Source organism: Curtobacterium sp. MCJR17_055, from assembly GCF_003224335.1.
Lineage (GTDB): Bacteria > Actinomycetota > Actinomycetes > Actinomycetales > Microbacteriaceae > Curtobacterium.
Genome location: NZ_QKLF01000001.1, coordinates 477802 through 489944 on the forward strand (window position 1 = coordinate 477802; position 12143 = coordinate 489944).

Genomic DNA, 12143 nt, shown 5'->3' on the forward strand with positions numbered 1-12143 from the left:
GTACTAGGAGACGGCGATGTCGGAGACGGGGAACTGCGAGTTCAGCCCGTTCTTCCAGTATCCCGTGACGTCCTTGTCCGACACGACGATCTGCGGGTACAGGTACAGCCACGCGCTCGCGGCGTCCCGCACGATCTGCTCGTTCGCCTTCCGGAGCAGGTCCGTCTGCTGGTCCTCGGACGGAGCCTGCTCGGCGTCCGTGATGTCCTTCTGGACCGCCTTGTTGTCGTACCCGAAGTAGAAGTCCGGGTTGCCGTAGAAGACGACGTCGCGGTCGTTGACGTGCTCCTGCAGCGTCGCCTCGAAGTCGTGCTGCTGGTACACCTTCGTGTACCACTCGTCGGCGCTGATCGTGTTGATGTCGACGGTCACGCCGACCTTCTTCAGCGCGCTCTGCAGGTACTGCGCGACGGCCGGGTGCGGGTCGTACGACGGGGTGTCGAGCGTGAAGGAGAACCCGTCGGCGTGGCCCGACTCGGCGAGCAGGTCCTTCGCCTTGGCGGGGTCGTACGCGTTGACGCTCGTCAGGTCCTCGTACCAGGGGTCGGTCGGCGGCACCATCGAGCCGTTCACGGTGCCGTAGTCGCCCCAGATCGCCTTCAGCAGGGCCTTCCGGTCGATGGCCGCCGAGATCGCCTGGCGGAGCTTCACGTCGGTGAAGGGGCCCTCCGCGTCGTTGAACGCCAGGAGTTCCTTGGTCGTGGAGTCGCCCTCGCTGACCGTGTACTTCGACTCGTCCGCGGTGAACCGGGACAGGGCGTCGGGTGACTGGATGCTCGTGATGACGTCGACCTGACCGCTGGCGAGCGCGTTCGACAGCGTGGAGGCGCTGGTGAAGTAGTCGAACTCGACCCCGCCGTTCGCGGGCTTCTCACCCCAGTAGTCGGCGAAGGGCTCGAGCGTGATCGACGAGCCGCGCTTCCAGGTGTCGAGCGTGTACGGCCCGGTGCCGTCCTCCTCGGTCTTGAGCTTCGTCTCCCCCGCGGGGACGATCCAGACGTAGGACAGGTTGTAGACGAACGAGATCGACCGCTGCGACAGGTGCACCACGACGGTCTCGTCGTCGGGGGTCTCGATCGACTCCACGACGGCCAGGCTCGACTTGCGGGAGGACTGCGAGTCCTCGGCGGTGACGCGCTCGATGGAGCTCTTCACGTCGGCGCTGGTGAGCTCGGCGCCACTGTGGAACTGCACGCCCTTCCGGAGCGTGAACGTGTACGTGAGCCCGTCCGAGGACGTGTCGTACGACTTCGCGAGCAGCGGCGTCACCTTGCCGTCGTCCCCGAGGCGGAACAGCCCCTCGTAGACGTTGTCCTGGAACGCCTCGTTGACGCCCTGGCCGCCGCCGTCGACGTTCGACAGGTTCGTCGGCTCGTAGAGCGAGCCGATCGCCACGGTGGCGTTCCCGCCCGACGACGATCCGCCGCCGCCGGAGGACGAGCAGCCGGCGAGGGCGAGGCTGAGGGCGATGCCGGACGCGGCGAGCGCGACGATTCGGGTCTTCACGGGACTCCTGGTGCTTCGGGGGGTGTGTGGAGGCAGGGTGTGGCTGTGCGGCCGACGGCCGCGGGACGCGTCAGGCGCGGTGTGCGACGTGGCGCTCGCCCGCGTGGACGGGCACGTGCAGTCGGTTCTGGAACGGCGGGAGCGGGCAGTTGTACTGGTCGCTGAACCCGCACGGCGGTACGAACGCCTGGTTGAAGTCGAGGACGACGTCGGACTCCTCGCCCGTCGAGGACCCCGCCGGGCGCTCGACGAACAGGAAGCGGCCGGTGCCGTAGGTGCGCTCGGACTCGTCGGTGCTGCGGTTCGTCGGGTCGCCGAAGACGAGCAGCAGGGTGCCGTCGTCGTCGAAGGCGCTGAGCGTGTACTCGCGGTCGCCGATCGACGCCGTGATGTCCCCGGGGACGACGAGGTCACGGGTCGCACCGGCGGCGTCGCGGAGGTGCTCGTACGGGATCGTCCGGCCGGGCTCGGCGGGCGTGAAGTGCGCGGTGATCCGCCATGAGGGGTCGTACGGGAACACCGGGGTGTCGACGTAGGAGCGGATCGCCGGGGACTCGGCGTCCCACAGGCGGTAGCCGTGCTGCGGCTCGCCGGTGTCCAGGTCGGTCCGACGCACACGGGTCGCGGTGACCGTCGCCGGCTGGTCGGCGAGCGCCGCCTCGAGGTCGGGCTCCTGGCCGATCGGGAGCCACTCGGTGCGGATCAGCGCCAGGTCGCCCTGCGCGCCGGTGACCCGCTCGCGGCGGGCTGCGCGCCAGGCGTCCCAGGAGGCGGGGGCGTCGTGCGTCGTGTCGGGGTCGGTGATGCTCATCGGGGACGAGAATCGCAGAGTGGCGTTCGGTATTCCCATGCGGTCGTCACACGGGGCAACACTGCACGTCGTCACGTCGACGGAACGGGGAGGACGGGGACCACGCGTCCCAGTACCGCCCCGACCGCTCGGTGCGTAGAATATCAGGGTGGGGGCCCTTCCGCGTCGGAGACCCGAGCGGGATCCGCACCCGCATCACCGCCGTGGGGAGGCAGCGTCCGGGGCGGCCGGCTGGAGTTCCACGGGCTCAGCCCGCGGCGCCTCCCGGCGTCAGGACGTCCGGCCCCGAGGTCCGCCGGTGACGACCTCGGCGGTCGAACGGATCGCGTCGGCGATCGGGCGGACCCCGTGCGCCAACTCGACGCTGTCGAGTTCGCCGCGGGCGAGCATGGTCCGCACCACCGAGACACACATCGCGACGAGCACCGGCGCGACGACGGCGCTGCTCTCCGCGGTCGACCCGCGGCGGAGGAGGAGGTCGGTGACGGACACGGCTGCGGTCCGCACGGACGCCTTCCAGAACGGCCGGAACTCGTCGAGGAGCTCCGGGAACCGGACGAACACCTCGCGACGCAGGTCCGTGTTCGTGCTGTCGACCTGACGGCCGAGGACGGCGACGACGATGGCCACCACGGCGTCGACGACGTCGGCGGGGAGCTGGTCCAACTCGTCCGCGGTCAGCGCACGCGCTGTCCCTGGGATCACCCCGGCGATCGCCGCTTCCTTGTTCGGGAAGTAGTTGAAGAACGACCGTGGCGAGATGTCGGCCTCACGCGCGATGGCGTCGATCGTCAGACCGTCGATGCCGGCGTCGAGGCTCCCGACACGCGCTGCCAGGATGATCCGACGGCGCGTCTCCTCCCGCTTGCGTTCACGCAGTCCGACCGGCGCCGGGGCCGGTTCGCCGTCCAGCGCAGCGGCCTCCCCCACCGTTCCGTCTCCTTCACCGCGGGGGGTCACGACAGCGCAGCGAGCAGTCGTGCGAGGTCCTCGAGATCCGTGCGCGGCCAGGTCACGAGCCGCTCGCGGAAGGCTGAGCGGGCACTGGCCCGGATGCGCTGGACCCGCTCGACGGCGTCGGGCGTGGCACGGACGACGACCGCACGGCGATCGACCGCGTGGCGTTCCCGCGTGACGAACCCGAGCGCCTCGAGCGCGCTGAGTTGACGACTGAGGGCGGTCTTGTCGTACCCGAGCGCCTCCGCGAGTTCGCCCGCTCCGGTGCTGCCGTTGACCACGACCTCGAGGAGGACCCGGTAGCCGGCCGGCTGCAGCTCCATCTGAGCGGCCTGCTCGCGCATCGTGCGCCGGGTCGAGCCGGCCAACGCCAGGAACTGCCGTTCGACGCCGGCGATCGCGCGTTCGGTCGCGTCGAGCGCCAGGTCCTCGGCGGACGTCCGCAGGGGGTTCGTGGCCGCGTCGGTCATCACATCAGTGTCGGGCACGCCGCTCGCCGCCGTCCTGGGAGTCCGCCGACTGGATCGTCGGGTTGGACCCGGTCACGGTGCCGACCCCGGCGAAGTCCTCGGCAGCACCGGCGACCGGTCCAGCGTCGGTCGAGCGCTCGGCGACGGTCTTCGTGGTGAGCGGCACGTTCGGCATGAAGGCGATCGCCAGGACGAGCAGGACCGCGATAGGGGCGGCGATGAGGAAGATCTCGGCGACGCCCTGGCCGTACGCCGACTCGATGATCTGGCGTACGCCCTTCGGGAGCGAGCTGACGGCGGGGATGCTGCCGGACGACAGCTCCTTCGCGACGGCGGCGCCCTTCTCGCCGAGCGCGGCGATCGCCCTCGTCAGGGCGTCCTGCTTGTCGCTGATGGCGTCCGCCACGCGGGTCCCGAGGACCGTTCCGAGGACCGAGACGCCGATCGCGCCGCCCAGGGAGCGGAAGAACGCGACGCCGGAGGAGGCAGCGCCGATGTTCCTCGGTTCGGTCGTGTTCTGCACCACCAGGACGAGGTTCTGCATGACGAGTCCGACGCCGCTCCCCATGACGAACATGTAGACCGCGACGACGACGTACTGCGTGTCGTACGCGATCGTCCCCATGAGACCGAGTCCGACGACGAGGGCGACCGAACCGATGAGCATGATCGGCTTCCACTTGCCTGTCCTGGTCACCAGGGCACCACCGACGGTCGAGGCGATGAGCAGACCGGCGATCATCGGGATCGTCAGCAAGCCGGACTGCGTCGGGGTGGCACCACGGGCGAGCTGCATGTACTGCGCCAGGTAGACGGTGGCGCCGAACATCGCGATGCCGACGGCGATGGAACCGATGACCGCCATCGTGAACGTGCGGCTCCGGAAGAGCGTCATCGGGATGATCGGCTCCTCCGCGCGGAGCTCGATGAACACGGTGGCCGCGAGCAGGACGGCCGCACCGATCACCATCACGAACGAGGTGGGCGAGACCCAGTCGAAGTTCTTGCCGGCGAGGGTGACCCAGATGAGCAGGAGCGAGACGCCGCCGGCGATGGTCGCGATGCCGAGGTAGTCGATGGAGACCTTGCGCTCCGGGAGGGTCCGGAGCTTCAGGGTGACCTGCAGCAGGATGATCGCCGCGACCGCGAAGGGCACGCCGACGAAGAAGTTCCAGCGCCACCCGAGCGTGTCGGTCAGCAGTCCGCCGAACAGCGGGCCGCCGACGGTGCCGACGGCCATCACCGCGCCGAAGTAGCCGCCGTACCGGCCGCGCTCACGCGGGCTGATGATGTCGGCCAGGATGATCTGGCTGAGCGCGGTGAGGCCACCGGCGCCGAGACCCTGCACGACTCGGAACGTGATGAGCGTGCCGGGGTTCTCCGAGAACCCCGCGAGCGCAGAGCCGAGGACGAAGATCACGAGCGAGAGCTGGATGAGCAGCTTGCGGTTGAAGAGGTCGGCGAGCTTGCCCCAGACCGGCGTCGAGACGGTCGTGGCGAGGAGCGTCGAGGTGACGACCCACGTGTAGGCGCTCTCGCCGCCGCCGAGGTCACCGATGATCTTCGGCAGGGACGTGCTGACGACGGTCGACGCGAGGATCGCGACGAACATGCCGAGCAGGAGCCCGGAGAGTGCTTCGAGGACCTGTCGGTGGGACATGGCCGCCGGTTCGGTCGGGTGCAGCTGTGCTGCTGCGGCATCGGGACGGGACATCGTGACTCCAGGACGAGGGATGCCGCGCTGCACCCAATTGATTGACGACGGTCAACTATCGTTGTTTGATTGCTCGTTGTCAACCAAGGACCACCGGCGGAGCACACCATCCGCTGCGTCAGCGCCCGCCACGATGTCCGTGCACAGCTGGACCGACTCCTGCACCAGCGTCCCGGCGCCGGCCCTTTGACCGCCACCCGGCTGCCTGGCAGGCTCTGGGAAGCACACCGAAACGGGACGGTGTCGATCCGTGTCGACGACGTCAGCGGAGCAACCCGGAGTTCTGAAGTGGAACCGACCTACTACCTCTCATCGATGGAAGACGACCGATTCGATTCCGTGTTCCGGTGCGAGCTGGAGTCGAGAGTCGAACTCCCCAACGGCCACCACGCTCTCGTCGTCAGTTGTGACCCGCCAGCGCTCGGCCAGGACCTCGGCTTTCCCGAGGGAATCGCTCGACTCCTCCTCTGGAGCCGTTTCGAGGGGGACGACTTGTGGACTTTCCCGACCTTCCCGCAGTTCGTGCAGATCTGTGTCCCCGACGTCATCATCCCGACGACTCGCATGCCGACCAGCATCGCGTGGGGCGAGCTCTACGCAACCGAGGCGGACGCGGAGGTGCAGTCGATGACCAAGCGCCCGCACACGCCGACCCCCTGCGTCGATGACGTGGATCCGGACTTCTGAGATGCGAGGAGTCTTCTTCCTCTCGTCCATGGACAGCAAGCGGTTCTCGTCCGTCTTCCGGTGCGAGGTGGAACGACCGATCGAGCTCCCGAACGGTCACCACGCGCTGATGGTCAGCTGCGATCCGCCGGTGAACGGTCAGGAACTCGGCCACCCGCTCGGCATCGGCGAGTTGTTGCTCTGGAGTCGGTTCGAGGACGAGGACCTGTGGTCGTTCCCCGCCTTCCCGCACTTCGTGCAGATCTGTTTGCCCGACGTGGACCTGCGTGGCGACGCCATGCCCGCGAGCATCGCCTGGGGCGAGATCTACGAGACCGAGGCAGACGCGCGCGCCCATGACATGAGCGCCCGCCCGCATTCCTCGGCAGAGTGACCGAGTTGCTCGGCGAGCGCCGATCGCCACGAGGCAGCAGGAGACGATCCGTGTCGAGCAGGATCGACGCGACGGACGTTCGTCTCCACCGCATCCGTGGAGAACCGGACGCGGTGAACGCCCGTTGCATCAGGTTCGCGGGGCGGTCGCCGACCGGAGCCGGCCGACGCCGGCTTCAGGACCGCATCCGCCCGCCGCAGCTCCCGGAGCGTGCACGGGTACTTCCTCGGTGCTCCGCTCGGCTGATCGGCGGTCACGCGAACCGGACGGCTCCGGACACCCGACATGTGCGCGGCTGGTGGTGAGACTGTCCGCCGGCTTCGACGGTGATCAGTGAGGGCCGACCCATAGCGACGCCCTGCCGCACCTGCACGACTCCGCGCGGCAGTTCACCGCTCGCGGCCAGGGCGAAGAAGAGTGCGGCGGCTGCGATCCCGGTGGCGGGGTCCTCCAGGTATCCAGATGCCCGCGGGAACTGCCGCGCTTCCACTTGCCCCTCCGTGATGACCGCGTAGGGATACAAGCCCGTCGACCCCATCTCGGTGCATGCGCGTTCGACGGCGGCTGCGTGCGGTCGAAGTCCGCGCAGTACCGCGGTGTTGCGTAACGGTAGGAGCGTCTTCGTCCGCGGCGCAGCAGCATTCGACGACGTTCCGACGAGGTCGTCCGGAGTGAGGCCCAGCGCGGCGAGCGCCGGGCTCGGGTCGACCGGGTCGATCTGCTGCAGAGACTGCTGGAACCACCCACCGTCCGTGGTCGCTCCCGCCCGGACCAAGCCTGCAGCGGTTGCGAAAACGTATCCGTCGTCGGGTTGGGCATGGCCACGGCGGTTCAGCAACCATGCGGTTCCGATGCTGGCATGGCCGCACATGCTCATCTCGTGGTTCGGTACCCAGTAGCGCAGCCGTCCGACGGCCGGTGTGTCCGAAGACGACAGGAACGCGGACTCCAGCCCCGTCTCCTCCGCGAGCTCCTGCATCTGCTGGTCGGTGAACGTGTCCGCCTCGAGCACCACCGGGACCCGGTTCCCGCCGGCCTCTCCCTCGGTGAAGACGGTGAGCATCTCGTGCCGGACAGCCATGTGTCGTTCCTAACAGCTCCGCTCGTCGAGCGTCTCGCGAGAGAGGTCGGTGGCGTCGGTACTCGCTGGTTGTGACCTTCCCGAGCCCGCGCTGTCGACGCACGGCCGCATGTGCTCGCCGGTGCCCAGCCGCTCAGCGCTGACACGCAGCGCCCCGAGACGATGCCCCTGCCCTGGATCCGGGTACGGGACATCTTGCGTCCGTGAAGGAGGCTGTCGGCGTCGTTCACCGACCCCGGCCAGCGCTCCTCCTCTCCTCGGCGCTGTGCTGAAGGTGCGACAGGAGGTCCGCGCACGGCCAGAGACGCTCCGGAAGGAACACGCCCAACCGTCTCCGTTGATGGGCCGATCGGTCCCGAGCTCCGCCTCCAGGATTCGAACCCGGACCTAACGGCACCAAAGGCCGTCGTGCTGCCATTACACCAAGGCGGAACGCCCCCGGAGGAGCCCGACCATCTTCCCATGTGCCCGACACTGGTCGTGCGCCGCCGATCCACGCCATGATGGACGGATGCCGCCAGAGGACGAGGTCGACCGGATCGTCGCGGCGTGGGGGCGGAAGCGCCCGGACCTGGACTTCGCCCCGCTCGACGTGCTGTCGCGGGTCGACCGGCTCGCCCGGCACCTGGACCGCGCCCGACGTCAGGCGTTCGAGGCGGGCGGGACGGAGCCGTGGGAGTTCGACGTCCTGTCGGCGCTCCGGCGCGCGGGCGACCCGTACGAGTTGAGTCCCAAGGCGCTGCTCCAGCAGACCCTGGTGACGAGCGGCACGATGACGAACCGGGTGGACCGCCTCGCCGCCCGCGGGCTCGTCGCCCGCCGGACGGATCCCCGTGACGGTCGCGGTGTCCTGGTGACGCTCACCGACGCCGGTCGCGCTGCCGTCGACGCGGCCATCGCCGACCTGCTGCAAGCCGAGCGGGACATCCTCGCCGGTCTGTCCGCGGGTGAGCAGGACCAGCTCGCGGGCCTGCTGCGGCGCCTCATCCTCGGTCTCGGTGACTGACGCCGACCGGCACTGCCGTTGGAGCCCGGGCTAGACCCCGAGCTGCTCCGCCACCTCGAGCCACCGCTCCTCGAGCTGCTCCACCTCGGCATCGAGGTCGGCGAGCCGCCCCTGCAGCTTCCCGAGCCCCTCGTAGTCGGATTGGTCGTGCGTCGCGAACGAGTCGAGCAGCTTCTTCCGGTCGTCCCCGAGCTTGGCGATCCGACGGTCGAGGGCCGACATCTCCTTCTCGACGGTGCGGCGCTCCGAACCGGACAGGGTCGGCGCAACGGCCGGAGCCGCACTGGTCCCCGCTGCCGGACGCAGCCCCGAGGCGGCGGCGACCGCGGACGCACCGGCGGTGTCGGGCCTCCCGGCCGATGCGGCGGCAGCCGCCGACGCCGTCGTACCGCCGCTGCCGGAGGCGCGCAGGCGCATGTACTCGTCGACACCGCCCGGCAGGTGCCGCAGGTGCCCGCCGAGGACGGCGTACTGCTGGTCGGTGACGCGCTCCAGCAGGTACCGGTCGTGGCTGACGACGAGGAGGGTGCCGGGCCAGGTGTCGAGCAGGTCCTCCATCGCCGCGAGCATGTCGGTGTCGAGGTCGTTCGTGGGCTCGTCGAGGATCAGGACGTTCGGCTCGTCGAGCAGGATGAGCATGAGCTGCAGGCGGCGCTTCTGCCCACCGGACAGGTCCTTGACCGGCGTCGACAGCTGCTCGGACGTGAAGCCGAGGCGCTCGAGCAACTGCGACGGCGTCATCTCCTTGCCGTCGGCGACGTAGCTCGTCTTCTTGCGGGCGACGACCTCGCGGACGCGGTCCTCGGCGAACTGCTGCAGGTCGGCGAGTTGCTGGTCGAGTACCGCGATCTGCACGGTCTTGCCCGTCTTCACCCGGCCCGTGGTCGGCTGGAGCTTCCCGGAGACGAGGTTGAGCAACGTCGACTTGCCGGCGCCGTTCGGGCCGAGGATGCCGGTGCGCTCCCCCGGGGCGATGCGCCACTCGACGCCCTCGATGATCATCGTGCCGTCGAACGAGACGCCCGCGTCGATGAGGTCGACGACGTCCTTGCCCAGGCGCGCCGTCGCCGTCTGGGACAGGGCGACGGTGTCGCGGATCGGTGGGACGTCGTCGATGAGGGCGTTGGCCGCGTCGATGCGGAACTTCGGCTTGCTCGTCCGCGCCGGGGCACCGCGGCGGAGCCAGGCGAGCTCCTTGCGCGCCAGGTTCTGCCGGCGCTGCTCGCTCGACGCCGCCTGCCGGTCACGTTCGACGCGCTGCAGGATGTACGCCGCGTAGCCGCCCTCGAAGGGCTCGACGACGCCGTCGTGCACCTCCCACGTGTCGGTCGACACCGCGTCGAGGAACCACCGGTCGTGGGTCACGACGACCATCCCGCCCTGGTTCGACGACCAGCGGCGGTTGATGTGCTCGGCGAGCCACTGGATGCCCTCGACGTCCAGGTGGTTCGTCGGCTCGTCGAGGAACAGCACGTCCCAGTCGCCGACCAGCAGGCGCGCCAGGGCCACCCGCCGACGCTGCCCACCGGACAGTTCGTCGACGGTCTCGTCCCACGGGATGTCCGACACCAGGCCGCCGATGACGTCGCGGATCTTCGGGTCGCCCGCCCACTCGTGCTCGGCGAGGTCACCGACGACGACCTGCCCGACCGTCATGCCCTCGGGCAGGACGTCGCGCTGGTCGAGGTACCCGATCGTCACGCCGCGACGGTGCGTCACCCGGCCGGTGTCCGGCTCGAGCCGCTGCGCGAGGAGGGCGAGCAGCGTCGACTTGCCGTCGCCGTTGCGCCCGACGACGCCGATCCGGTCGCCCTCGTCGAGGCCGATGGTCACGCTGTCGAAGACGACACGGGTGGGGAACTCGAGATGCACGTTCTCGGCGCCGAGGAGATGAGCCACCTGACCAGGGTAGGCGGGCGCGGGGGCGCGCCGCGCCGCGGGCGGCGTGGCGACGAGCTGTCGGCCGGGATCGGCGGCGGGCCGGGGGCTCGGGTCCGGAGGCCGGAGGCCGGAGCGGCATGGCGACCAGAGGCCGGGCAGCGCGGCGGCCGGGGGCTCGGGTCCGGAGGCGCGGCGGCGAGCTGTCGGCCGGGCTCGGCGGCGCGGTCCGGATCCGGCCAGCGGCATCCGGTCCGAACCGCGGACGCCCGTGGTTCGGTCAGGAGTTCGTCGTGCGGGTCCGCGCGGCGCCGGGTCCGTCCTGGAGGCTCGACTCAGCTCGCGGGGCTCGGGTCGCCCTCGCCGGCGGCTTCCTTCGCCCGCTTTAGGCGCGCCTGGGCCTCCCAGTACTCGATCTCCCGTTCGAGCTCGGCGAGTTCCTGCTCCGTGCCGGAGATCCGCTTGTCCCCGTGTGCGACCTTGGCGGCGCCGAGGGTGGCGTACCCGTCCTCGTGGCGCTTCGGTTCGACGTACCGGCCGTGGCTCCGGGGGCCGGCGCTCCAGTCGTGGCCGATCGCGAACCACACGATGCTGCCGACGAACGGCAACAGGATCACGAGGATGATCCAGGCGACCTTCGGCAGGCCGCGGACCTCGCTGTCGGGGCGCGTGATGATGTCGATGAGGGCGAACACGAGCAGGACGACGCTCACGCCGGACAGCAGGATTCCCATGGTCCGGATACTAGGGAGTCTCGAGGCGGCGGCGCTACGCCCGTGTTCACGGGGCGGTGCCGCGGGCCGACTCCTGCGCGGAACCGACAGACCACTGCGGAAGTCCGGCGGCCTTCTGTCGGTTTCGCGGCCGGACGCGGCGGTCCAGCGTGGCCAGCCCAGCGCAGCCGGCCCGACACAGCCAGCTCACCGCGGCCAGGCCTGCGGAGCCGGCCCGGCGCCAGCGGCCCAGCGCAGCCGGCCCGGCCGAGCCGACCCGGCGCCGCCTGCCGCACGGGTCAGGGGTGCGTGACGGCTGCTTCCCACGGCGTCGGCGACGACCGCAGCGCTCGTCGGACCCGGGCGACGTCGAGTCCGGCGTACACCGCAGCTCCTGCCGAGAGGACGGCCGCGACGCCGTACAGTGCGCCGCCGGCCGGGGCCGCGGTCGAGCTCCCGACGGCGAGGGCGGCCAACAACGCCGAGTACCAGGTCATCTCTTCGATCCGGTGGGGAGCGGCACGGAGTACGGCAGCCGCGCGGACGATCCGGAGTCGGTCCTCCGGTGCGCGGACTCTCCCGTCCACGGCACGAGCGACGGCGTGCCGCTCCCGCGCGGACAGGACCGTCGTCACCGTCGGGAACGCGGTCCCGACGACCCGTCGACTGCGCGCGGCGACGACCAGGCGGACGACGACGGACGCGACAGCCGCTCCGACGAGGACCATCCCGACGACGAAGTGCGCCACGTCGTCCTCTCCCCGCGGCAGCAGGACGAAGCCGGCGATCGCGGCCAGGAGCGCCGCCAGGCCGAGTCCGAGACTCCACTTCGTCCACGGCGTCACCCGGAGGAGCGACTGCTCGTGGGCGAGCACGCGTTCGGCGTCCTCGTCCGCTGCGGCCCACCGTCGGGCCACCAGGCCGTCGATGCTCACGACTCCCGATCG

The 12143-nt window shown here is 70.2% G+C and carries 12 protein-coding genes and 1 tRNA gene; 3 read left to right on the top strand and 10 right to left on the bottom strand.

All coding sequences use genetic code 11. From position 1 onward, the window contains the following. Positions 1-3: 3 nt before the first annotated feature. From DEJ16_RS02235 to DEJ16_RS02255, 5 genes are all read right to left on the bottom strand, one after another. Entirely contained in the window at positions 4-1506 is a 1503-nt protein-coding gene (locus DEJ16_RS02235) for an ABC transporter substrate-binding protein (RefSeq protein WP_258365758.1), read from the bottom strand. A 70-nt stretch (positions 1507-1576) separates the two neighbouring features. Next, positions 1577-2317 carry a DUF1684 domain-containing protein gene (locus DEJ16_RS02240; RefSeq protein ID WP_110823563.1) on the bottom strand — a complete coding sequence of 247 codons (741 nt, stop codon included), beginning with the start codon at positions 2315-2317 and terminating at the stop codon, positions 1577-1579. Between the two features lie 270 nt (positions 2318-2587). Further along, positions 2588-3247: a TetR/AcrR family transcriptional regulator gene (locus tag DEJ16_RS02245; protein ID WP_146232784.1), complete on the bottom strand. Its 660-nt coding sequence runs from the start codon at positions 3245-3247 to the stop codon at positions 2588-2590. 26 nt (positions 3248-3273) lie between these two features. Then, entirely contained in the window at positions 3274-3744 is a 471-nt protein-coding gene (locus DEJ16_RS02250) for a MarR family winged helix-turn-helix transcriptional regulator (RefSeq protein ID WP_146232785.1), read from the bottom strand. Positions 3745-3748: 4 nt separating this feature from the next. Continuing rightward, positions 3749-5458, bottom strand: coding sequence for an MDR family MFS transporter (locus tag DEJ16_RS02255; protein ID WP_375232104.1), 1710 nt, complete (start codon positions 5456-5458; stop codon positions 3749-3751). A 288-nt stretch (positions 5459-5746) separates the two neighbouring features. Between DEJ16_RS02255 and DEJ16_RS02260 the strand changes: the two genes are divergently transcribed. Further along, on the top strand, positions 5747-6145 hold the full coding sequence (locus DEJ16_RS02260) for a hypothetical protein (protein WP_110823560.1): 399 nt from the start codon (positions 5747-5749) through the stop codon (positions 6143-6145). A gap of 28 nt (positions 6146-6173) precedes the next feature. After that, positions 6174-6518, top strand: coding sequence for a hypothetical protein (locus tag DEJ16_RS02265; RefSeq protein ID WP_146236254.1), 345 nt, complete (start codon positions 6174-6176; stop codon positions 6516-6518). 253 nt (positions 6519-6771) lie between these two features. On the opposite strand, the gene DEJ16_RS02270 is transcribed toward DEJ16_RS02265, so the two are convergent. Next, on the bottom strand, positions 6772-7581 hold the full coding sequence (locus DEJ16_RS02270; protein WP_181419416.1) for a PhzF family phenazine biosynthesis protein: 810 nt from the start codon (positions 7579-7581) through the stop codon (positions 6772-6774). Between the two features lie 378 nt (positions 7582-7959). Then, positions 7960-8031 (bottom strand) — tRNA-Gln (locus DEJ16_RS02275). A 79-nt stretch (positions 8032-8110) separates the two neighbouring features. Here DEJ16_RS02275 and DEJ16_RS02280 point away from each other — a divergent pair. After that, positions 8111-8605 carry a MarR family winged helix-turn-helix transcriptional regulator gene (locus DEJ16_RS02280; RefSeq protein WP_110823557.1) on the top strand — a complete coding sequence of 165 codons (495 nt, stop codon included), beginning with the start codon at positions 8111-8113 and terminating at the stop codon, positions 8603-8605. Positions 8606-8635: 30 nt separating this feature from the next. Here DEJ16_RS02280 and DEJ16_RS02285 read toward each other — a convergent pair whose 3' ends face one another. The 3 genes from DEJ16_RS02285 to DEJ16_RS02295 all read right to left on the bottom strand — a co-directional run bounded on the left by DEJ16_RS02285 (position 8636) and on the right by DEJ16_RS02295 (position 12131). After that, positions 8636-10504: an ABC-F family ATP-binding cassette domain-containing protein gene (locus DEJ16_RS02285; protein ID WP_110823556.1), complete on the bottom strand. Its 1869-nt coding sequence runs from the start codon at positions 10502-10504 to the stop codon at positions 8636-8638. A gap of 314 nt (positions 10505-10818) precedes the next feature. After that, positions 10819-11217, bottom strand: a complete 399-nt coding sequence (locus DEJ16_RS02290; RefSeq protein ID WP_110823555.1) for a PLD nuclease N-terminal domain-containing protein — start codon at positions 11215-11217, stop codon at positions 10819-10821. Positions 11218-11495: 278 nt separating this feature from the next. Continuing rightward, positions 11496-12131, bottom strand: a complete 636-nt coding sequence (locus tag DEJ16_RS02295; protein WP_110823554.1) for a hypothetical protein — start codon at positions 12129-12131, stop codon at positions 11496-11498. Positions 12132-12143: the final 12 nt, after the last annotated feature.

Coding starts and splice junctions, on each gene's coding strand:
- DEJ16_RS02240 (WP_110823563.1), bottom strand. CDS start 2,317: ATGAGCATCACCGACCCCGACACGACGCACGACGCCCCCGCCTCCTGG.
- DEJ16_RS02250 (WP_146232785.1), bottom strand. CDS start 3,744: ATGACCGACGCGGCCACGAACCCCCTGCGGACGTCCGCCGAGGACCTG.
- DEJ16_RS02255 (WP_375232104.1), bottom strand. CDS start 5,458: ATGTCCCGTCCCGATGCCGCAGCAGCACAGCTGCACCCGACCGAACCG.
- DEJ16_RS02265 (WP_146236254.1), top strand. CDS start 6,174: ATGGACAGCAAGCGGTTCTCGTCCGTCTTCCGGTGCGAGGTGGAACGA.
- DEJ16_RS02270 (WP_181419416.1), bottom strand. CDS start 7,581: ATGCTCACCGTCTTCACCGAGGGAGAGGCCGGCGGGAACCGGGTCCCG.
- DEJ16_RS02280 (WP_110823557.1), top strand. CDS start 8,111: ATGCCGCCAGAGGACGAGGTCGACCGGATCGTCGCGGCGTGGGGGCGG.
- DEJ16_RS02290 (WP_110823555.1), bottom strand. CDS start 11,217: ATGGGAATCCTGCTGTCCGGCGTGAGCGTCGTCCTGCTCGTGTTCGCC.